Raw genomic sequence first — 22,330 nt, 5'->3', positions numbered from 1 at the left:
GACCTTCAGGCGGTTTTCTGCGTCAGCTGACGCATGTCTCATTCGTCCGGCCCGGGGAAGCTATCCGCATGACCGTCCCCGCCCAGCCGGACGACACCACAGCCCCCCACGCCACCATCCAGATCGCACTCGAAGGCGGCCCGGCGAGCCTGCCACCCGAGCTACGCAGCCAGTGGATCTCACCGGACGCGCCGAAGGTGAAGATCCCGCACAACGGTGGCTACGAGCACTTCGAACGCCCCGACGACAGCGACACCGAGCCGCTCGTCTTCCGCTGGGCGTACCGGTCCCGCATCGCCGAGTAACCGGCGGGGAACCTGCCCCGGCCGGGCGGCGCGGGCCGGGGGAGACCGCACCCGGACCGCCTCGCACGTCGTCGATTGTCCTGCGCCGGCACGGCGCACCACAGCCCGACCACCGGGATGGAAACGAGGGTGACGCACATGGTGGATTCTGTCTTCGTCATGCCCGGCACGGTGGCTGCCCCCCGTACGGGCACCCTGCGCGACCTGCACAACCGCTACGAAGCGGTCCGTGAGGCGCTGACCCTGATCGACAAGGCGGCCCGCGAGTTGGGGCTGCCCGACATCAGCACCCGCCTGATCGAGGACGCCGCCGGCGAACGCCCCTACAGCCCCGAGGTGCACTACCTGGAGATCTTCGCGGTCAGCCTCGCCACGTACCACCTGCTCGTCGCCGAGGGCGTCGAACCGGTGGCGATCGTGGGACAGAGCATCGGCGAACTGTGGGCCCTGGCCGTCGCCGGACACGTCTCGGTGGGCGACGCCGCACGCCTGGCGGTGGCCCGGTCCCGGGCACTGACCCGGCAGGCATGGCCGGGCACGATGCTCGCCGTCGGGGTCGACGGCCGCCGGGCGGAGTCACTCGCCGGGCTGATCGGCCACCCACACCTGGTGTTGGCCTGCGAAAACACCCCCCGACAGAGTGTCCTCAGCGGACCGAGACAACAGATCGACGAGGCCGAACGGGTGGCCGAGGCGCTCGGCTGGCCCAGCGTCCGCCTCGACGTCCCGCACCCCACCCACACCCCGGCGGTCGCGCAGGCCGCCCGGGACCTGCGGGCCTCCGCGCCCCGCGTCTCCTACGGCGGCGGACGGTGGCGGGTGTCCTCACCATGGCTCGGCCGGGACATCGGCGACGAGGACCCGGTCGAGCTGGTGGCCGGCGCACTCACCGCCCAGGTCCGGATGCTGCACACGGTCCGCGCCCTGCACGCCGCCGGCGCGGACACGTTCATCGAATGCGGGGAGTGGCCGGTCGTCACCCGGTTCGTCGAGGCGTCGGTCCCGGGCGTCCAGGCGGTCGTACCGCTGAGCGAACACGACCCGGTCGCGGCCGTCCGGGCGCTGGTCGCCAGCCGCACCGACACCGCCCCACCCCCGGTGCGGACGCCGGCACCCCTGCGTGTCCCGGCGTCCCCGCCACCCGTGGCGCCTGCGTCACCTGTCCCGGCCCTCGCCGTGGTGGCACCGCCACCCGTAGCGACCACCACCCCGGTCGTCCCGGCTGCGCCGTCCGTCCTGACGCCGCCGACGCCGGTGACCCCGGCCTCCCCGGTAACGGTCGACCCACCCCGGCCCGCGCCGGACGCCGACCGGCGGTACGCGACGGTCCTGGCCGAGATCCGCGCCCTGTACGGCGACTACCTGGGCTACCCGCCGGAGCTGCTCGGCGACGACGACGCCCTGGAATCCGACCTGGGCGTGGAGTCGCTCAAGCAGGTCGCCCTGCTCGGCCGGGTCGCCGACCGGTACGGCCTGCCGGACCTGCGCGCCAACACCTCCCTGCTGACCGTCGGCACCCTGCGGCGGATCGCGCAGGCCGTCGTCCAGGCGCAGGCGGAGGCGACCGCCCGATGACCGACACATCAGACCTGCACGGCCGGGTCGCGTTGGTGACCGGCGCGGCCAAGAGCCTCGGCGCGGACATCGTCCGTCGGCTGGCCGCCTGCGGCGCACACGTCGTCGTCAACTACTTCCACTCCGTCGACCAGGCCGAGCTGCTGCGCACAGAACTGGCCGAGGCCGGCCTCAGCGCGGAGTTCATCCGGGCCTCGGTGGCCAAACGCGGCGAGATCGACCGGATGTTCGACCTGATCCGGCAGCGGCACGGCGGCCTCGACTTCCTCGTCAACAACGCGGCCGGCGGCGCGTTCCTGCCCCTGTTCGACGTCGACGACACCTACTGGCAGCGGGCCTGGTCCACCAACGTCATGGGCGCCTACCACTGCTCCCGCCGGGCCGCCGAGCTGATGGTCGGCCGCCCGGGAGCAGCCATTCTCTGCCTGTCCAGCGTCGGCGCCCACCAGCCGGTCCCCGGCTACGGTCCCGGCGGCGTCACCAAAGCCGCCCTGGAGTCCCTCGTCCGGTACCTGGCGCTGGAACTGGCCGACCACGACATCCGGGTCAACACCGTCCTGCTGGGCTCCGTGGCCAGCGAGATCGTCGTCAACCTCGACGACCCGGCCGCCGCGCTCGGAGACTCGCCACGCGCCAGCGACCTGACACGTCGTACCATCTCCACCCCCGAAGCGGCCCGGCTGCTCGTCCACCTCCTGCACCCGGACACCGGATTCATCACCGGGCAGACTCTCGTGGCCGACGGCGGCATCAGCATCGGCGGCATGCAGGGCCTACGACTGCACAGCAAACTCGCCGCGCAGGTCGGCGTACCCACCCGAACCCCGTCGCCTCCCCCCACCGCAGCCGCCGTCGTACCCGAACCGCCCCCGTCGACCACCGGGAACAGCACCGAACCACCCCCGTCGACCACCGGAGCCGTCGCCGAACCGCAACCGGCCCCCGCGACCCCACGCCCGGTCCGTCACCCGCAGCCGCACAGCCCACAGGCCGGCCCCGAACACGACCCGGACGCCATCGCGGTGGTCGGCCTCGGGGTGGTCCTACCCGGCACCAACAACCCCGCCGACCTCTACGACCGGCTCCGCGAAGGCGCCCTGCTGGCCAGCGAACCGTCCGCCTTCGACCTGCGGCACTTCTGGTCGGCCAGCGCGACGGACACCGACAGCTTCTACATCCGGGAAGCCGGCTACGTGCAGGGGTTCGTTCCCGACCCCGCCTCCGTCGCCGAACCCGACGGGTTCCTGGGACACCCCGGCTGGCCACGCACCACCCGGTGGCTGCGCCACTGCACCGTCCAGGCCCTGACCGGAGTACACCGCCGGCCCGGCGACCGGTGGCTCGCCGCGACCACCGGCATCCACGACCAGACCGGACTCGGCACGCAGGGCATCGTCCTCGGCGACGAGTACCGACGCCTCATCCGTGACGCCATCCAGCGCAGCGGCGACGACGACTGGCTGGCCGAACTCGCCGACCACGCCATCAGCGCCCACTACGGCGGCGACGGCGGCAACCCCCTGGCCTACCTGCCCGCCTCGGTGTCCCGTAACGCGCTGCGCGGCCTGATCCCGCCCGACGCCCAGCACCTGACCCTCGACGCGGCCTGCGCCACCGGACTGTTCTGCCTCGACGCCGCCGTCAAAGCCCTCCGGGAGGGAAGCTGCGACGTGGCGCTCGTCGGCGGCACCTCGGTGATCGAACCGATCGGCTTCACCCTCTTCTGCCGGGCCCAGGGCATCACCGCCAGTGGCCGGATCCGCCCCTTCGACCAGGCGGCCGACGGGACACTGATCGGTGAGGGCGCCGTCATGCTCGCCCTGAAACCGTACGCCCGCGCGGTTGCCGACGGAGACCACATCCACGGCGTCGTCCTCGGCACCGGACTCGCCGCCGACGGCCGGGGCAAGGGCATCCACGCGCCCGCCACCCGGGGACAGGAACTGGCGATCAGCCGGGCCTGGGCCGACGCCGGCGTCGACGCCGCAGACGTCGACTGGGTGGTGGCCCACGGCACCGGCACCCCCGTCGGCGACGAGGTCGAACTGCGCTCCCTGCTGGCACGACTCGGCGAGCGGGACCGGCCGTGCCTGCTGACGTCGAACAAGCAGGTCTTCGGCCACACCGGTGTCCTGGCCGGACTCGTGTCGGTGGCGCACGCGCTGGTCGCCCTCGCCCACCGCACGATCCCCGGCCACACCGTCGTCACCGACCCCCACCCGCTGCTGGGCGACGGCACCCGACTCACGGTCCCGGTCACCGACGCACCCTGGCCGGTCGACGAGGCCCGCCCGCGGATGGTCGGGGTGTCCTCGTTCGGTCTCGGCGGAGCCGACGCCCATGTGGTGCTCGCCGACCGGATACCGACGGCCCGACCCGCCCACCGACCGCCGGTGATCGACCGCACCGCCGACGCCGATGACCTCGTCGTCGTCGGCTGGAACACCCACCTGCCCGGCCTTGACCGCGACCGGGTGCCCGCCTGGCTCGTCGGCGACGGCCCCACCCCGCAGCCCGGCTTCGGCAGCCCCTACCCGCTGCCGTCCCCCCTCGACGTGCGGATCCCACCCCGCACGATGCGGCACATGGACCCCGCCCACCTGATGATGCTCCAAGCCCTCGGACCGCTCCTGACCGACCTCGGCGAACCGGGAACCACGCTGCGGCCCAGCACCGCGATCCTGGTCGGGGCGAGCCTGCCGACGACGCACAACGCCCGCGCCGCGCTGCGGGTCCACGCGCAGGAGTGCGCCGCCACATTCGACCTGCTCCCCGACCCCGGGCAGGCCCAGACACTGCGGGAGTACCTCGCCAAGGCCCTCGCCGACGCCGGCGACGTCGTTCCCGACGAACTCAACGAGGACGACTTCACCGGCGCCGTCTCCTGCATCCTGTCCGGCCGGGCCGCCAACTACTACGACTTCCGGGGCTTCGGCACCAGCGTCTACGCCCACCGCGACTCCACCCACTGCGCCCTCGACCTGGCCCTGCGCCAGCTCCGCCACCGCGCCTGCGACCTGGCCCTCGTCGGCGCGGTGAGCCTGCGACCGATCAGCGGATGGGACGCGCACCTGGACACCCTCGTACCGGCGGGCCGCACCGTCGCCGAAGGCGCCGCCGTCGTCGCCGTCGCCCGCCGCCGCACCGCCCGGGACCACGGCCTACCCATCCTGGGCACCCTCACCACGACACCCGAACGCACCGCCGACGACCCGCCCCACGCCCTGCCCGCCGCCGCCGGCACCGACCGCACCTACCTGGCCCTCGACGCCCTGCTGGCGGTGCTGCGGGGCGTCGTCACCGGCACCGGCACCGTCGTGTCACCGGCCGCCCCCGGATCACCCACGATCCGGTTCACCGGACCGACCGGCCCCGACCCCGAGGGGGCCGTCCCGGAACCCGCCGAGCAGCCCATCGGCCGCCGGCAGACCCTCCACCTGCGGCGGCTGACCCCACCGGACCCCGACGGACCCGCGATCCCGGCCGGAAGCATCGTGGTCACCGACGCCCCGGACCTCGCCGCCGCCGTCACCGGCCCCGATATCGCCATCTGGTCACCGGGGCCGGGAGTCGACGCCGCCACCCACGTACCGCCCGACGCTACCGCCGACGCCCTGGCCGGCCTACCGTTCGTGCCACGCCACATCCGGATCCTCACCCGACTCGAAACCCCCGCCGACGACACCGACGACACCGAAGCCGCCCGCCTGGAGGACCTCCAGGACCTGGCGTTCACCACCATCCAGGCCGCGCTGCCCGCCCTGCGGGCCGGTGGATCACTCGCCGCCGTGCTGCTCACCGCACTACCGCAGGCAACGACCCACCCCCTCGCCGGGCTGTTCACCGGACTCGTCCGCTCCGTACGGGCCGAAGTCCCGCAGTGCGGCGGAAACTCCCTGATCACCGACACGTCACACGCCCCGACCGCACTGGCACAACTGGCCCGGGCCGCGACCGCCCGCGTACCGACGCACACCCTCGCCTGCCGCGGACAGACCTGGTACGAACTCGCCGTCGCCGACGACGAGCCCCCGCACCGGACACCGCAACCCGCCCTGCCCCCCGGCGCGGTCGTGGTCGCCTTCGGCGGGGCCCGGGGCATCACCCCCGAACTCCTCGACGCCGTGGCCCGCACCACCGACCGGCCCCACCTGTACGTCATCGGCCGCACCCCGCTACCGGACACCGACGACGAACTGCCGTCCCAGGCCGCGTACATCGCCGCCGGACGCCGCGAACACCCCGACGCGTCGCTGCGGGACCTCAGGAACGCCTACGAACGTGCCCAGGCCCGCCTGGAGGTACGCCGGACCGTGCACCGGCTTACCGAACTGTGCGGACCCGACCGGGTCCACCACCGCGTCGGCGACGTCCTCGACGCGGACCGGACCACCGCCGTCCTCGACGAGATCATGGACCGGCACGGACGCATCGACCTGCTCATCAACACCGTCCTCGACCTACGCTCCCGGGCCCTGCACGCGAAGACCCTGACCGACTTCCGGGCGGTACGGGCCACCAAGGCCACCGGCTACCGCAACCTCAAACGGGCCCTGACCGGCCGGCCCCCCCGCATCTGGTGCAACTTCAGCACCCTGGCCACCCTCGCCCCCGCCCCCGGAGACGTCGACTACTGCGCCGTCAACGAGTACCTGGCCTACGCGAGCGCCTGGGCCGACCGCACCGCACCCGACGGACACCGCGAACTCGCCATCCTCTGGAGCGGCTGGCGGGAGGTCGGCGTCGCCAGCAGCACCGCCATGCAGGAGACCCTGCGCCGCAACCGGATGGACGCCTACATCAGCAGCAGACAGGGCGCCGCCCAGTTCCTCGACGCGGTGACCCGACCCGGCAACGGGGCGGCGGTCTTCTTCATCCGCGACGAGGAACGCGTCCTGCTGGGACAGCGGGGGATCGACACCGACACCACCGGCGGCCCGCTGCCGCTGCCCGTACCGGACGCGCCGCCACCCACCCCACCCGACCCGACCCTGGCCACGCCGCTGCTCGACGGTGTCCTGCTGCGTGGCCACCGCTGGGCGGTGTTCACCAAGACCTGGGAACCACACACCCTCGCCGAGCAGGACGGCCGGTGGATGCGCCACCACCGCGTCAACGGAGAGTACGTCCTGCCCGGCACCTTCGCCCTCGAAGCCGCCGCCGGCGCCGCCGCACACCTCTGCTCCGACCTCACCGTCACCGGATTCCGTGACCTGGCCTGCCACACGTCGGTGACCGTCAGGTCCGCCGGCCCACCCCGCACCATCACGGTGGAGGCCCGGCTCACCGACCGGTCCCCGGACCGGGCCGTGGTGGCGGTCCGGATCACCACCAACCGGATCGGCCGCAACGGCAAGGTCCTGCGCTTCAACGACCTGCTCTGCGAGACGACCGTCGTGCTCGCCGACCGGCACTCCGCACTGCCCGCGCCGACCGACCAGAAGGCACACCGCCCCGAACCGGACTTCACGATGCCGGTCTACTCCGCCGACCTGCCGATCACCCTCAGCGGCCCGTTCGCCGGAACCGGCGAGTACGCCCGCGGCCCCCACGGCACGAGCGCCACCTTCCGCCTCGACCACCAGGCATGGGGCCCGGCCCTGGCCGGGATGACCGTACCGGCGATCCTGCTGGACGCCATGGTGCACCTGCTGCTCCTGCCACCCCACGGCGACCGGCCACCCCTCGTCGGCCCGATGGCCGGCATCGAAACCGTGGACCTCGGCGGACCCGGCAACGACTGCCAGCTCAGCGCCGCCCACCCGACGATCCGCCTGCACTGCCGCTTCGCCGACGGCACGCTGACCGCATCCACCCCCGACGGCCACGTCCTGGCCCGCGTCACCGGGGTCAGCGCGCACGCCACCGACCACAGCGGAAGGCTGATCCGGCCGCACGCCGACACCCCCCAACCGGCCCTTCCCTGACCGCCGAGGAGACAACGGTGCTGTGGCACGACATCACGATCGCCGGAACCGGCTCCTGGATACCCCCGATCCGACCCGAACACGACCCGTGGGACGGCACCCCGCCCGGTCGGCCGTCCATGGCCGCCGCCAACGGATTCACCTCCGCAGCGGTCTCGACCGCGCAGACCGCGACCCAGATGGCCGCCCGGGCCGCCCTGCTGGCGCTACGCCACGCGAACGTCCCCAGCACCGACGTGAGCCTGCTGGCCCACGCCACCTTCCAGGACGAGGACCACTACACACCCGCGCCCTACCTGCTGCGGGTCCTCGGAGCCACCTGCAGCACCGGCATCGAGGTCGGCGCGGCCAGCGACGGCGGCGCGGCCGCCCTGGTGACCGCCGCCGAACACCTGACCGCCCAACCCACCGCCCCGGCGGCCCTGGTCACCGCCGCCGCCCGCTTCCCCCACCAGCGGTGGGCCCACGTCCGCGACATCGGCTACGTCGCCGGCGACGCCGGAGCAGCCGCCGTGCTCACCCGCGGCACCGGCTTCGCCCGACTACTGGCCACCGCCCAGGCCACCGAACCGCAACTGGAGGTGCTGACCCGCGCCGGTGCACCCGACGACGCCGCCGGCCCCGGACGACGCTTCCTCGCCGAACAGACCGGGCTCCTACCCCACATCGACACCCTGCAACGCCGCACCCGCCACTGCGTCGACACCGTCCTCGACGAGACCGGCCTGACCGCCGCCGACATCTCCCACGTGGTGGCCATCGCCATCGGCTCGGCCGTGCTCGACCTGGTGCTCTCCGGCCCCCCGCTGCACCGCCGCGCCACCGACACCAACTGGACCTTCGGCCGCCACCTGGGCCACGCCGGCCCGTGCGACGTCCTGCTCGCCCTCGACCGGATGTTCCGCACCGGCGCACTACGGGTCGGCGAACGCATCCTCGTCGTCAGCTTCGGCCTCGGCTTCCGCTGGACCACCGCCCTGCTCGAGATCACCCGCCCGCCGCCCGGCGCGACGACGGCGGATCGGAAAACGAGGTGACCCATGACCGCGACGCACACGACGACCACCGTGTCGGTACCCCTGGCACCCGGCGCACTACCCCTGCTCGGGCACGCGTTGCCCCTGCTGCGGGACCCGCTGGCCTTCATCCGTTCCCTGGCCGGATATCCGACGATGGTGCGGGTCCGGTTGGGCCCGACCACCGCACTGCTCATCTGCGACCCGACCCTGACCCGGCACGTCTTCGTCAACGACCGCACCTTCGACAAGGGCGGCCCGATCTACGACCGGATCCGGGAGGTCATCGGCGACGGCTTGTCCACCTGCCCGTACCCGCTGCACCGGCGACAACGGCGGCTGTGCCAACCGTCGTTCCACCCCCGACGCCTGCACGGCTACGCGGCAGTGTTCGGCCGGGCCTCCGACGCCACCGCCGGTTCCTGGCACGACGGCCAGGTACTCGACGTCACCCGGGAAATGATGACCCTCACCACCCAGGCCACCATGGAGACGATGTTCAGCGGGTCCCTCCCCGCAGAAACCCTCCGCCGGGCCCTGGCCGACACCAACACCGTGGTGAGCGCGTTCTTCCGCCGCATGATGACCCCGGCCCTGCTCCGCCGGATACCGACCCCCGCCAAACGACGCTACGACCAGGCCCGCGCCCGGCTGTTCGCCACCATCACCGACATCGTCGCCGCCCGCCGCGCCGACCCCACCGACCACGCCGACCTGCTCTCCGCACTCGTCGCCGCGGTCGACGTGGAAAGCCGCGACCACGAGCGGCAACTCAGCGACTCCGAACTGGCCGACCAGGCCCTCACCTTCTTCCTCGGCGGCATGGAAACCACCGCCATCACCCTGGCCTGGGCCCTGTATCTGATAGCCACCCACCCGGACATCCAACGCCGACTCCACGCCGAGACCGACACCGTCCTGGACGGCGCGCTCCCCGGCCCCGAGCATCTGCCCCGACTCGACCTGGCGGCCCGGGTGGTCACCGAAACCCTCCGGCTCTACCCGCCCGCCTGGATGATGACCCGGACCGTCACCGGTGAAGCCGAACTCGACGGGGTACGGCTACGCCGCGGCGACACCCTCGTGCTCAGCCCCTACCTGATCCACCGCCGACCCGACCTGTACGCCGAACCGACCCGCTTCGACCCGGACCGCTGGCTCGACACCTCACCCGACCGGGCCGGCTACGTCCCGTTCGGCGCCGGCGCACGCAAGTGCATCGGAGACCAGTTCGCCCTCACCGAGGCGATCCTCGCCCTCACCGCCGTGACGGCCCGCTGGGAACTGACCCCGGTCAGCGACGAACCCTTCCGGCCCAAGGTGGAAACCAGCCTCAGCTCGCGCGGGCTGCGCCTGCGGCTGCGGCAGCGCCGGACGGAGACCACCGCAACCCACGCGCCACCGGTCACCACGTCGCAGCCCGTGCCGCCGACCGTCGGATCGGGCCCCGGCACCTGCCCGGTCGCCCACTAGGAGAACAACCATGAAACCACTGGTCAAACAACTGCTCCGCGACCACGAGATCCGCCGGCACACCGCCGCGCCAGCCGACCGGCTCCACCGGCCCACCCGCCCCGACCCGAACGGGTGGTTCTGCGTGGCCTTCTCCGACGAGGTCCGCCCCGGAACCATCACCACCCGCCCGATCATGGGCGGCGAGGTGGTCCTCTACCGGACCCCCCGCGGACTGCTGCGTGCGGTCCGCCCCCGCTGCCCCCACCTCGGGGCACACCTGGGCGTCGGCAGCACCCTCGACGGAGAGGAGATCGTCTGCCCGTTCCACCGGTTCGCCTTCGACCCCGCCGGGGCCTGCGTCCGCACCGGCTACGACCTGCCGCCACCCAAGGCGACCCTGAGCCAGTTCCCGGTCTGCGAGGCCAACGGATCGGTCTACGTGTGGTGGCACGCCCTCGGCCTCGCACCGCAGTGGCAGGTGCCGACCTTCGGCATGGACGATCGGCAACCGTTCAGCCACAACACCTTCGACATCGCCGGGCACCCGCAGGACGTCATCGAGAACGCCTTCGACTGGGGTCACCTCCCGGCGCTGCACGGACTGCGGGACCTGGTCATCGAGGGGACACCGGTGATGGGGGAGCCGGTCAGCACCGTCACCGCGACCGCCCGGGGCACCGTCATGCGCCGGATCCGCCAGTCCTACACCCTCACTGTGATCGGACTGGCCACCATCGCGGCCCGCACCCGGCTGCCCAACGGCGCGGGCGACCTGCACGTCATGCTGCACGCCACCCCCACCACCCCGGGTCGGATCCACCTGCGGATGGGCACCAAACTGGAACTGGCCGGCCTGCCGTTCCTGCCCGAGCGGGCCGCCCGGGCCACGGCGATGCCCGTCGCCCGGCTGCTCAGCGTCATCGCCCAACGGGTGGCCTCGGTCGACACCGGCGCGGACCTGCTGATGTGGCACCACCAGGAGCACGTCGAACAGCCGAAGCTCGCCCGGGGAGACGGCCCCATCGGTCGGTACCGGCAGTGGGCACGGCAGTTCTACACCGACCCCGGCGTCCCCACCGACGGCACCGCCACCGACGCGTCCACCGCCAACGGCTCACCGGCCGTCAACGGATCCCGGTCCGTCAACGGATCGTCCGTCGAGGGGCGGAAGGCGGACCACTCCGAGGTGTGACCGTGCCCGGCGTGGCCCGCTGATCAACACGAGGAGTGCCGCCCCTGCGAGCTGTTGCTGACCAAGGTCCGGGCCGGACACCTCGGCCGTAAGAGCGGGCAGGGGTTCTACCACTACGAGGGAGACCTGTGATGACTGTGCCATCCGACCAGGACGTGTCGCACACCGGCAACCGTGCCGACACCCTCGCACCGGAGCTGGCGCGCTTCCTGACGGCGCGTACCGGGCGGTCCTGGCCACCGGACACGGACCTGTTCGCCGCCGGCGGGCTGTCGTCCCTGTTCGCGATGGAACTGGTGGTGCACCTGGAGCAGACGTACGGGGTCACCGTGCGCGGCACCGACCTGCGGCTGGACAACTTCCGGACCGTACGCCGAATGGTCGCCCTGGTCGACCGGCTCCGCACCGGCGAATCCGGAGACCACGGTGCCTGACCCCACCACCGACGCGCCCGCCCGGGCCGCCACGCCCGTCACCCGCCCGGACGGCCCGCGAGCGACAACCCGCGAAGGAGCCGCCGTGACCGGTGAGGCCCGGCTCGCGCCACCCGTGACCGTGAAGTGCCTGGTCTGGGACCTCGACGACACCCTCTGGCAGGGCGTCCTGCTCGAAGACGAGCAGGTCGTGCTCCCCGACCCGATCCGGGCGGTGATCACCGGCCTCGACGCCCGGGGCATCCTCCAGTCGGTGTGCAGCCGCAACGACCACGAGCCGGCCTGGGACCGGCTGCGCGCGCTGGGCGTCGCCGAGTACTTCGTGGCACCGCAGATCGGCTGGGGGCGCAAGTCCGACGCCGTCCGACGCATCGCCGACCAGCTCGGCTTCGCGCTCGGCACCATCGCCTTCATCGACGACCAGCCCGCCGAACGGGCCGAGGTCGCCTACCACCTTCCGCAGGTGCGCTGCTACGACGCCGGCCTGGCCACCACCCTGCTCGACCGCCCCGAGTTCACCCCGACGTCGGTGACCGTGGACGCCCGCCGTCGCCGGCAGATGTACCAGGCCGGTCAGCGGCGGGCGGACGAGCAGGCCCGGTTCACCGGCCCCGCAGAGGACTTCCTCCGCTCACTGGACCTGGCGATGCACATCCGGCGGGCCGACGCCGCGACCCTGTCCCGGGTCGAGGAGCTGACCCTGCGAACCAGCCAGATGAACGCGACAGGCGTGCACTACCCGGACCGGACGCTGCGGACCCTGATGGCCGACCCCCGCTACGAGGTCCTGGTCACGACGCTGACCGACCGCTTCGGGCCGCATGGCGCGGTCGGCGTGCTGGTCCTGGAGAAGCACCCCGAGGTGTGGCATCTGCGGCTGCTCGCCACCTCATGCCGGGTGGTGTCCTTCGGCACCGGCACGGTCCTGCTGACCTGGCTGGTGGACCAGGCCGCCCGCGCCGGGGTACACCTGATCGCCGACTTCCGGCCCAACGACCGCAACCGGATGATGGAGGTCGCCTACCGGTTCGCCGGCTTCGACGAGGAGCGCTGCGCCTGCCGGGACCGCATCGCCGTCGACGCCGACCGCGCCGTCCAGCGACTACACCTGATGGCCCGCCGGCAACCCGCTCCCTCGACGTTCCACCTGACCGCCCCCGACCTGGCCGGCCCGGCGTCCGTCGGCGCGGGCTGACCGCCCGGACCCGTCCTCCACCGGCCCGTACGCGCCGTCACGGCCGATGGATCGGGCGGACCGCTCAACCGTTCTGGCGTTCGAGCTCGTGCCAGCGGGCGAGCAGTGTCCTGCGGTAGGCCCGGGCCCGGGCGAGCAGTACGCCCGCCACGACGGTCAGGGCCACGCCGAGACCGCCGACAGTGAGGACGCCCACGGGCCCGGCACGCATGACGGCGACCGTCACCATGCCGACCGTCATCAGGACGCTGAAGGTGACCGCGAGCCGGGCGGCGATCACCCGGTCGACAGCGAACAGCGGGCGACGGGCCAACGCCCAGCCCGCGAACCCGGCCCATGCCATCCCGACACCGATCATCGCGACGAACGCGATCCTGGTTCGTAGCGGCAGCGCGCCGGGTTCGGTGGCCAGCAGCAGGCCGATGGTCACGGCTGCCGTCAGGCCGCCGAGCCCCACCACGAGGAGGCCGACCCGTCGCGGCAGCGACAGCCCCCGCATGACGTCGTCAGGGCCGTACGAGGGACGCTCGGTCATCCTGAATACCCCTTCTCAAGCATGTGGTCACGCAGCATCCGGCGCGCGCGGAACAACCGGGACTTCACCGTCCCCACCGGGACTGCCAGCACCTGCGCACACTCCTCCAGTGCCAGGTCGTACAGATAGAACAAGATCAGCACCTCGCGCTCGCAGACGGGCAACCCCGCCAGGCCTTCGATGACCTGCGCCTGGTCCAACACCGCGGCGACGTCGTCGTCCCCCGCCTGCTCACTGTCGGGCGGATCGGCCCGGCGGTACGTGTCCCGCAGGTGATCCATCACCGAACGCCGGGCGATCGTGAAAAGCCAGGGCGCGAACCGGTCCGGCTCCTTGAGCGCCGGCAGCGCCTTCAGCACGCCAGCCCACACCTCCTGGCTCACATCGTCGGCCAGGCCGGCCCGGTCGAGCATGCGCCGCACATAGCGCCACACCGGCTCGTGCCAGTACCCGACCAGCTCGGCCAGCGACCGTCGGTCTCCCAGCTGCGCCCGCACGACGAGTAGTGCGTCGCGTCTGACCCGATCCACATCGTCTCCGCCCGTATCGCCTGCCACACCCCTACAGTCGCCCGGCAGGCCGCCGAGGTTCACGGCGTCCGCCGTCGGCGGTACCGGTCTTGGGGCGGCCGGCCCCGTGGTCGGATCGGCCCAGCGGTGAGTAGGCGTTGCTCCCGATCTCTGCGGCTCTTCACGATGATGCCATCCAGCCGTCACTTTCATCGAAGATGGTGACTGCATCTGCTCTCGATGGCGACCAGGAGGCACGGCATGGCACGACCGACCACGAAGACGCCCGGACTCGCGCGGCCCCGGGTGCGCGCCGTGACGCTGGCGCTCGCCACGTTCGTCGGCGCGGCCCTCTCGGCCGGCATCGCGGGGACGGCGGCGGCGACGCCGCCGGGGATCCCGTCGAAGGCGACCGCGCAGTCGCAGCTCAACGCCCTCACCGTCGCCGCCGAGGGTTCCACCAGCGGCTACTCCCGGGACCTGTTCCCGCACTGGATCACCGTCAGCGGCAGCTGCGACACCCGTGAGCAGGTCCTCAAGCGTGACGGCACCTCGGTGGTGGTGAACTCCTCCTGCCAGGCCACGTCGGGGCGCTGGTACAGCCCCTACGACGGAGCCACCTGGACCGCCGCATCCGACGTCGACATCGACCACATGGTCCCCCTCGCCGAGGCATGGCGCTCGGGCGCGAGTTCATGGACGACCAGCCGCCGGCAGAGCTTCGCCAACGACCTGTCCGGCCCTCAACTGATCGCGGTGACCGACAACGTCAACCAGGCCAAGAGCGACCAGGACCCGTCGACGTGGCAGCCACCGCTGTCGTCGTACCGGTGCACCTACAGCAAGATGTGGATCACCGTGAAGTACACCTGGGGCCTACGGCTGCAATCGTCGGAGAAGTCCGCCCTGCAGAGCATGCTCAACACCTGCTCCTCCTGACCGCCGCTCCCGCAGGGCCGGTCGACACGGTGCGGGGGAGGGCGGCGGCCGCGCCGAGGACTCCGGTGAAGGCGCAGGACAGGCAGCGGTGCCGAAAAGCCACGTTGCGACGCGGGGACCATCCGCCCTACCGTGTCCGACATAGACCTGTGCGGATCGACTGTCGGGGGACGTGTATGCGTGCGATGGCCGCTGTCGTGGTCGCCTGCCTCACCGTGGCCGTCGCCCCGGCCGCGCCGGCCAGCGGGGCGACCCTCGCCTGGCGTTCCTGCCCCGGTGTCGACGACAGACGCCTGCGCTGCGCCACCGTCCAGGTGCCGCTCGACCACGCGCGGCCGGCCGGCCCGACGATCGACATCACGATCTCCCGGCTCCCCGCGACCGACCCGGCGCTGCGCCGCGGCGTACTGGTCACCACCGGTGGCGGGCCGGGCGGCGCCGGCGTCCCCGAGCCGCTGAACCTCGCCGCCGTCGTCGACCCCGCAGTGCTCGCCCGCTACGACATCGTCGGGTTCGACATGCGCTTCGTCGAGCGCAGCACCCCGATCACCTGCGGCCAGCCGGAGGAGGAACCGGGCGGCTACTGGGTCCGCACCGCGACGTACCAGTCCCTGGCGGACACCGCCGCGCAGGCCCGCGCGTACGCCCGCGCCTGCGCCCGGCACGCCGGTTGGGCGCTGCCGTTCGCCACGACCGCACAGGCCGCCCGCGACATGGACACCATCCGGACAGCGCTCGGCGAGCGGAAACTGTCCTTCCTCGGAGGTTCGTACGCGGCGATGCTCGGCGTCGCGTACGGCACCCTGTTCCCGCACCGGGCGGACCGGTTCGTGCTGGACAGCCCGGTCAACTACGACCTCGCCTGGCGTCCCTACGAGCTGGCCCGGATCCCGGCCTTCGAGGAGAACTACGCCGCCTTCACCGGATACCTCGCCGACAACAGCGCAACGTTCGGACTCGGCGCGACGCCGACCGAGGTCGCGGCAACCCTCAGCCGGGCCTTCGCCGGGGCGGCGACCGAGCCGATCGTGGCCGGAGACCACGCCTGGACCGCCGGCGAACTGGGCTCCCTGACGGTCATCGCGACGTACTTCGAGCATCTGTGGCCGGTGGTCGCGACCGACCTCGCCGCCATCCTCGCCCACCGCCCGCCACCGATCCCGCTCGACCCGCGACCGGCCCCGCTGCCCGGCACCCCGGGTGTGCCGGCGGACAACCACACCGCGGTCAACACGGCATTCCGCTGCGGCGACGACGCGTGGCCGCGCGACCCGGCGACCTACCGCCGCGACCTGGCCCGACTCGGCACCCGCTATCCCGTCTTCGGCCCGTCGATCGCCAACCTCAACCCCTGCGCCTTCTGGCCGGTCAGCCGAGACAACACGCCGCCGCTCGCCGGCAACCGGGCACCGGCGGCGCTCGTCGTCGCCGCACTCCGCGACGCCTCGGTGCCACCGGCCAACTCGATCGCAACCGCCCGGGCCATCACCGGATCCCGGCTGGTCACCGTGGACAGGCGGACCCATGCGCCGGTCCTCAACGGCCCGGCCGACACCTGCCTGACGGGCGCGGTCACCGCGTACCTGGTGCACGGGCACCTGCCGGAGCACGACACGGCCTGCTGAACGTGCCCGTCACGCTGGCCGCGGCTACGCGGGGAAGTGCCTCCACCGCCCTTCGGAGATGACCTCGACGGTGCCGTCGGTCACCGTGATGGCCGTCTGGTCGTCGATCGCGTACGCGGGACCCGCGATCTCGGCCGCCCAACTCTCGGCATCCGCCATGGTGTTGTCCGGTTCGAGACCCAGGTGCGGGAAGATCGAGAAGTCGACGACCCCCAGCGTGTGATCGTCGGGTGCGGACTGCCACTCGACGAAGGTGGCACCGATCCGGGGGGCCAGCACCATACTCCCCGCGCTCAGCCCCACCCACACGGTGTCCCGCAGCGACGGCAGGAGATCCGCCAGCCCGGACTGCCGCATCCAGTGGCACAGGTACGCCGCATCGCCGCCGGCCACGAGGATGACGTCGGTCTCCCGGACCCAGGGGATCCAACGCTGCTCGCCGATGCTGGGCAGCGCCGTCAGCTCGAGCACACCCAGCGACTTCCAACCCAGGCCGCACATGGGCAGTGGCGTCTGACCGGTTACGAACCGCCAGGCCGAGGCGGGCCCGGACATGGGATTGCCGTACAGCGCCGTGGGGACGCACAGAGCGTTGGAATCGGCGACCGGCTTGCCCAGCAGGTCGACCAGCGCACCGTGGATGCTCGGGTTCGTGACACCCGCGGAGGTGAGAAGAAGCCGCACGCCTGCCTCCCGTACGTGGCGCTCAGCGACCGGGCGGCTGACCGGTGCTGTCCGCGGCCTCCGGCTCGGTGGCGTCCCGCGCCGCCCCGACCGGGGTCGCGGCGTCCGGGGTCGCGGTGGTCTGCAACTGGTACGACCGGTAGGTAAGCCAGAGTGCGACCAGCCCGGCGATGGACGCCGCCACGCTGGCGATCTGGTCGGCGAGGTCCGGTCCGAGCGCCAACACCCCGACGACGATGACCAGGACCGCCAGCCCGCCGAGCGCGACGGTACGGACCTGTTGTCGGGCCAGGTGCGCCGTCCAGCGGCGCGGGATCACCCTGGTCGCCAGCTCCGCCAGGATGATGCCGGCCATTACCAGGATCGGCACCTGCCACGGCTCGACCTTCACGGAACCTCCTCCACTTCGGTCATGCGAGCGCCGCCTTCATGGCGGCGATGAACTCCGAGGTCAGTTCCGAGGTGGATACGGGATCACTGCGCACCAGGCGGGCGGTGTGGTCGACGAAAACCTCGGCGAACGTGCGGTACCCCGGGTGCATCGGTCGGGGTCGGGCATTCTCCACCGCACCCCGTACTGCTTCCAGATGCGGGATGACCGCCCGGAGGTTCGGGTCGTTGTACGCCTCGGCGAGGGTCGGGGCGAAGCCGTGCCCGGCGAGGACCTTCTGGGCTGCCGTGCCGGTCATGAAGTTGATGAACCGGATGGCCTGCTCGGGGTGGGGACAGGTGCGCACCAGCGCGAGGCTCTGGCCGCCGAGCACCCCGTAGGCCAGCGGGCGCACCTGGATCTTCCCGGCCAGCAGGTCAGCGTCCTTGCGCTGCTGGAGTTCGCGGTACTTCACCGGCCAGTTGCGCATGAACGTCGGCTTCTTCTCCACGAACGTGTCCAGGCTGGCGTTCTCGTCGCTGGAGCGGGTGATCTTTCCGGCCTCAATAGCCTCCTGTAATGGTTGCAGCGCTTTCTGCCAGGGTTTCAGCTCGAACAGGATCTCACCGGTCGGGCTGAGCAGGTCAGGGTCCACGGACAGGGCGTGTTCCAGGATGTTGACCAGGAAACCCTCGTTGTAGTTCGATGAGTTGGGGCTCAGTTGGCCGACGAACGAGGCTGTGTCGGCGTTGTCGAGCACGCTCGACAACGTCACCGGGCCGGGCTGGGCGGTCCCGGGGTTGCGCCAGAACAGCATGCCGACGTCGGTGTTCAGCGGTGCGGCCCAGTAGCTGTCCGGGGCGTCCGCGACCTGGTGCAGGTCCTTCACCGAGGTCAGGAAGTTCCGGTCGGCCAGCCGGATCGGGGTGATCAGCTTCTGTGCGGCGAACTCGGGAATGTCGACGACGTCCAGGTTGAGGATGTCGGCACTGCCATTGCGGGCTGCGGTCAACAGCCTCGTGCGTTCGTCACCGGATCCGCCCTCGATCTCGTCGGTCAGCCGGGCCGGAGTGTCGGGGTTGGCCTGGTTCCACATGGCCAGCAGGAGCTTGCGGGCACCGGTGGGGTCGGCGCCGGTGGCGAGCCGAAGCTCGACCGGCGGCGGGCGGTGCCCGCCGGGCAGCAGGTAGACCGCCGAGGCGCTCAGCGCACCGCAGGTCAGCACCCCGCTGAGGAAGGAGCGCCGCGAGTACTGCTCGGACATGTGCGGACTCCTTCGATCCAGGACGGTCACATGCGCGCAACGAGTCATTCATCACATTACGCTTTGGCGTTGATGAATGACGAGCCTGGCCGGTCCACCCGGTGGAGGCCGTGCTGTCGGAAACCGGATTCCATCAGCCCTGTCGGGAAGCCATTACGCCGACGCAATTGTCTCCTGTGGGATATGCAATCTTGGGCGGGTGCTGTCGCATGGGGACCCGACAAAGCCGGGCGAGAACATGGTTCGGTGTCCCGGAACCAGGGGATGAGGACGACACACGGAGGTGGCTCGCACAGCACGGCGACGGGGAGTTGGTGCTCGCGGCACTGGCGACGGCGGCCTCCCTCGGCCTGGTGGTGACCATCTTCGTCGCGCTCGGCACCCTGCTCGGCGTGACCGCGAGCCTGGGGACGTCGCTGCTGCAGACCTGGTGTGAACCGGAGTACCGGGGCAGGGTGCTGGCGGTGCTGGCACTGGTGGCGTTCGCCGCGATTCCGCTGGGCAATCTGCTGATCGGTGTCCTGTTCGCGCATCTCGGCCTCGCCACGGCCCTGCTGGTGCACGCGGCGGTCGCGACCACCGCCACCGCCGCGTTCCTGTCCCGCCCCACCCTGCGTCGCGCCGGTCTGTAGCCGGGGTGGACGCGGCGCGCCCCGGCCGGCCCCGGGCGGCGACCGCGAATCCCGGTGGCCATGTCGACCCGGCTGATGGATGATCGACATCTGGGTCGTTAGCTCAACTGGCTAGAGCATCCGACTGAGTAGCGCGTCCGCCCTCCGCTCGTGCGGCGATGGGTGCGCTTCCTTCTCCCTGTTGGATCGGAAGGTTCGGGGTTCGAGTCCCCGGCGACCCACTGCGCCACCGGGCGCCACCACCCGCCAGAGCCGACCGGAACGGAGGAGCACGTGATCGAGAAGCTGATCATCCAGAAGACCCTGCGCGTGCCGGCGAGCACGGCCGGGCCCGGTGACGGCACGCCGGTGGCCCGACAGCTGGACGCGGCGCTGCTCGGCGTCGGGTTCTCGGCCTCGCGGGCCCTGCTGGAGCACGTCGGCGGCCTGGCCCCCGGGCCGGCGCTGGATCTCGCCGCCACGGTCGTCTCGGCGGTACGCGAGCTGGTCGGCGACCACGTCCAGCACAACGCATACTTCATCGGTTTCCCGCACGACGTGCCGGACACCGTCGAGTTCTGGGTCGACCGGCTGCGGGCGGCCGTGCTCGCCGGTGGGGGCACGGCGACCGACGCGCAGCTGCGCGACGCCGCCCTCGCGGGCGGGGTGAACCTGCTCGACCTGCCGGCCTACGGCACCTACCAGCACACCTACGCGGAGCTGCTGGCCGCACACGACACGCTGGTCACCGCGGCCGGTGACCGGGTGACCCTGCTGCATCTCGGTGACACCGTCGAGGTGGAGGCGGAACGGCTCTACCTGGCCATGGCCGGCAGCCCGACGCCGCACGGCGAGGCCGACCTCGCGATCCTCGGCGAGCTGGCGGTGGCCTGCGCGGACGGCGCGCAGCCCGCCGAGATCCCGGTACGGGAGAACCGGGCCGTCCTCAACGGGATCCGCCTCGTCCTCGGCCGGCCGCTGGTCGGCGTGGACACCACGACCGACGTGCTGCGCCTCGCCTGCCAGGTCTCCGGCGGGGACGTCTCGCTGGCGGCACCCACCCGGTTTCGTGCCTTCCGCCGCCCGGAGCGGCGGATGCTGCTGGCCGCGCTGAACGAGGTCGTCGCCGCGCACCCGGACAAGCTCGGTGACGTCGCGCGCTACGCGGAGCGCTGGAAGCGGCTCGGGGAGCGGCTGCACCCGCACGAGTACGACCAGTGGCCGCACGCGCAGGCGGTGTTCACGGTCGCGCGTGGCGAGCGGAGGGTGCACAACCTCGCCGGCCGGGCCGAGACGGCGATCCGCGCCGGTGCCATCGGTCCGGCCGCATCGGTGCTGTCGGCTGCGCCGGGCCTGCTCCTGCGCTCCGCCGACCGGCTGCTGCGGTTGGCGTCGGCGTCGGAGCGGACCACGGTCGTCGACGCGGTCACCGGCGCGCTCGGCTCGGCATCGGGCCGGGTGCTGCTCTCGCTGCGGGAGCACGTCGACAACCGACTGACCCCCGCCTCGGCCCGGATGTATGCGAGCCGCTCCCGCACCGCGTGGGTCGGCCCCGACGAGCGGCCGCCGCTGCCGGCCGGGCTGGTGGCCGAGCTGTCGTCGCTGCTCGACGCCGAGATCACCGCCCGACTGCCGCAGTGGCACCGACCGCTGCTGGTGGATCCGCAGGTGCTCGACGTCGCCCTGCCGCTGTCCGGCAAGGCCGCCGAGGGGGGCTTCGCCGTCATGCCCAGGGGCTCGCGGGCGTCGGTCTCCGGTGAGCTGCTGCGCTTCTTCACCTACTGGCGGCAGACCAGCCGCCGCACCGACTACGACCTGTCGCTGCTGCTGCTCGACGACGACTTCCACGGTGCCGGTCAGGTGTCCTGGACGAACTACCGGCACGACGGCGTGGTGCACTCCGGCGACGTCACCGACGCGCGCGACGGCGCGACCGAGTTCATCGACGTCCCGCTGACCGTCGGCGGACGGTACGTCGTTCCGCAGGTCAACATCTATGCGGGCGAGTCGTTCGACGAGGTCGCCGAGTCGATGTTCGGGTACCAGACCCGGGCGCGGGACCAGCGCGGTGCGCCGTTCGACGCCCGGACGGTGCGGGCGCGGTCGCAGCTACGCGGCCAGGGTCGGGTGGCGCTGCCGATGGTGTTCGCCAGGAACGAGGGCGGCTGGCAGGCGGTGTGGCTGCACCTGTACCTGCCGGGACGGCCGTCGTTCAACCGGGTGGAGGAGAACACCTTCACCACGGCCGACCGGGTACGGGCACTGATGGAGCGGCGGTACCTCACCGTGTCCTACCTCGTCGACCGGTGGCGCACGCGGGCCGAGGTGACGACGTGGGACGGCCGGCTGCCGGACGAGCCGGTCACCTTCGTCGGCATCGAGGCGCCGGAGAACCTGCCGGACGGATCGGAGGCGTTCACCCTGGGCCGACTCAACGAGTTGATCCCCGGGTAAGCTGTGACAGTCGAGGCCATGCGGGTGCTTCCTGCTGTTCCGTTCGATTCGGGACCTCCGCGCAAGCGGAGGATCTGGTATTCAGCCCCCGCGCTCTCCTCGATGTCCGGTCCCTCTGCGGAGACCCGGAGAGCTCCAACCGTACGAACCCTCTCCGCGTGACGTGACCCGCCAGGCAGAGGGCCGCCGCCTGCTGGAGACCAACCGGACGACCTACCCGCCGGCCGGCACCAGCTCGAC

Annotated in this window: 17 protein-coding genes, 1 tRNA gene and 1 pseudogene; 14 read left to right on the top strand and 5 right to left on the bottom strand. The window is 72.1% G+C overall.

Features of this window, described 5'->3' with window-relative positions; translation table 11 throughout:
- Positions 1 to 68: 68 nt before the first annotated feature.
- From JQX11_RS12075 to JQX11_RS12035, 9 genes and pseudogenes are all read left to right on the top strand, one after another.
- Positions 69 to 305, top strand: coding sequence for a DUF5988 family protein (locus JQX11_RS12075; protein WP_204925068.1), 237 nt, complete (start codon positions 69 to 71; stop codon positions 303 to 305).
- 138 nt (positions 306 to 443) lie between these two features.
- Positions 444 to 1,880, top strand: coding sequence for an acyltransferase domain-containing protein (locus tag JQX11_RS12070; RefSeq protein WP_204925067.1), 1,437 nt, complete (start codon positions 444 to 446; stop codon positions 1,878 to 1,880).
- Positions 1,877 to 7,807 carry an SDR family oxidoreductase gene (locus tag JQX11_RS12065; protein ID WP_204925066.1) on the top strand — a complete coding sequence of 1,977 codons (5,931 nt, stop codon included), beginning with the start codon at positions 1,877 to 1,879 and terminating at the stop codon, positions 7,805 to 7,807. Before JQX11_RS12070 ends, JQX11_RS12065 begins: the two co-directional genes overlap by 4 nt.
- A gap of 17 nt (positions 7,808 to 7,824) precedes the next feature.
- A complete protein-coding gene (locus JQX11_RS12060) occupies positions 7,825 to 8,844 on the top strand; it encodes a 3-oxoacyl-[acyl-carrier-protein] synthase III C-terminal domain-containing protein (protein WP_204925065.1) in 1,020 nt (339 codons plus the stop codon).
- A 3-nt stretch (positions 8,845 to 8,847) separates the two neighbouring features.
- Positions 8,848 to 10,296, top strand: coding sequence for a cytochrome P450 (locus JQX11_RS12055; protein WP_204925064.1), 1,449 nt, complete (start codon positions 8,848 to 8,850; stop codon positions 10,294 to 10,296).
- 10 nt (positions 10,297 to 10,306) lie between these two features.
- The gene (locus tag JQX11_RS12050; RefSeq protein WP_204925063.1) at positions 10,307 to 11,470 is read left to right on the top strand and encodes a Rieske 2Fe-2S domain-containing protein; all 1,164 of its coding nucleotides are present in this window, start codon (positions 10,307 to 10,309) and stop codon (positions 11,468 to 11,470) included.
- A gap of 39 nt (positions 11,471 to 11,509) precedes the next feature.
- Positions 11,510 to 11,602 (top strand): annotated as a pseudogene (locus JQX11_RS12045) (3-hydroxyacyl-CoA dehydrogenase family protein); the annotation flags it as partial.
- Positions 11,602 to 11,904: an acyl carrier protein gene (locus tag JQX11_RS12040; protein WP_204925062.1), complete on the top strand. Its 303-nt coding sequence runs from the start codon at positions 11,602 to 11,604 to the stop codon at positions 11,902 to 11,904. The pseudogene JQX11_RS12045 and the gene JQX11_RS12040, both read left to right, overlap by 1 nt.
- An 85-nt stretch (positions 11,905 to 11,989) precedes the next feature.
- A complete protein-coding gene (locus tag JQX11_RS12035; RefSeq protein ID WP_204925061.1) occupies positions 11,990 to 13,099 on the top strand; it encodes an HAD-IIIC family phosphatase in 1,110 nt (369 codons plus the stop codon).
- A gap of 64 nt (positions 13,100 to 13,163) precedes the next feature.
- Here JQX11_RS12035 and JQX11_RS12030 read toward each other — a convergent pair whose 3' ends face one another.
- Positions 13,164 to 13,634, bottom strand: a complete 471-nt coding sequence (locus tag JQX11_RS12030; RefSeq protein ID WP_204925060.1) for a hypothetical protein — start codon at positions 13,632 to 13,634, stop codon at positions 13,164 to 13,166.
- Entirely contained in the window at positions 13,631 to 14,131 is a 501-nt protein-coding gene (locus JQX11_RS12025) for an RNA polymerase sigma factor (protein ID WP_307826153.1), read from the bottom strand. The genes JQX11_RS12030 and JQX11_RS12025 overlap by 4 nt, the downstream gene beginning before the upstream one ends.
- A 273-nt stretch (positions 14,132 to 14,404) precedes the next feature.
- On the opposite strand from JQX11_RS12025, the gene JQX11_RS12020 reads away from it, so the two are divergent.
- Positions 14,405 to 15,082: an HNH endonuclease family protein gene (locus tag JQX11_RS12020; protein ID WP_204925059.1), complete on the top strand. Its 678-nt coding sequence runs from the start codon at positions 14,405 to 14,407 to the stop codon at positions 15,080 to 15,082.
- 185 nt (positions 15,083 to 15,267) lie between these two features.
- Positions 15,268 to 16,707 carry an alpha/beta fold hydrolase gene (locus tag JQX11_RS12015; protein ID WP_204925058.1) on the top strand — a complete coding sequence of 480 codons (1,440 nt, stop codon included), beginning with the start codon at positions 15,268 to 15,270 and terminating at the stop codon, positions 16,705 to 16,707.
- A gap of 24 nt (positions 16,708 to 16,731) precedes the next feature.
- Here JQX11_RS12015 and JQX11_RS12010 read toward each other — a convergent pair whose 3' ends face one another.
- From JQX11_RS12010 to JQX11_RS12000, 3 genes are read right to left on the bottom strand one after another with little or no spacing between them, the layout of a single operon-like run.
- Entirely contained in the window at positions 16,732 to 17,391 is a 660-nt protein-coding gene (locus JQX11_RS12010; protein ID WP_204925057.1) for a Type 1 glutamine amidotransferase-like domain-containing protein, read from the bottom strand.
- A gap of 22 nt (positions 17,392 to 17,413) precedes the next feature.
- A complete protein-coding gene (locus JQX11_RS12005; protein ID WP_204925056.1) occupies positions 17,414 to 17,782 on the bottom strand; it encodes a hypothetical protein in 369 nt (122 codons plus the stop codon).
- A gap of 19 nt (positions 17,783 to 17,801) precedes the next feature.
- Positions 17,802 to 19,025: an extracellular solute-binding protein gene (locus tag JQX11_RS12000; RefSeq protein ID WP_204925055.1), complete on the bottom strand. Its 1,224-nt coding sequence runs from the start codon at positions 19,023 to 19,025 to the stop codon at positions 17,802 to 17,804.
- Positions 19,026 to 19,339: 314 nt separating this feature from the next.
- On the opposite strand from JQX11_RS12000, the gene JQX11_RS11995 reads away from it, so the two are divergent.
- From JQX11_RS11995 to JQX11_RS11985, 3 genes are all read left to right on the top strand, one after another.
- A complete protein-coding gene (locus JQX11_RS11995; protein ID WP_204925054.1) occupies positions 19,340 to 19,657 on the top strand; it encodes a hypothetical protein in 318 nt (105 codons plus the stop codon).
- A gap of 92 nt (positions 19,658 to 19,749) precedes the next feature.
- A tRNA-OTHER gene (locus JQX11_RS11990) sits at positions 19,750 to 19,878 on the top strand.
- Positions 19,879 to 19,930: 52 nt separating this feature from the next.
- Positions 19,931 to 22,090, top strand: a complete 2,160-nt coding sequence (locus tag JQX11_RS11985; RefSeq protein WP_204925053.1) for a TerD family protein — start codon at positions 19,931 to 19,933, stop codon at positions 22,088 to 22,090.
- Positions 22,091 to 22,330: the final 240 nt, after the last annotated feature.

Origin of the sequence: Micromonospora humida (genome assembly GCF_016901255.1) — a bacterium.
In the GTDB taxonomy this organism is placed as follows: Bacteria; Actinomycetota; Actinomycetes; order Mycobacteriales; family Micromonosporaceae; genus Micromonospora; species Micromonospora wenchangensis.
The sequence above is the reverse complement of the archived record's forward strand: the minus strand, read 5'-3'. Positions and strand labels throughout refer to the sequence as shown.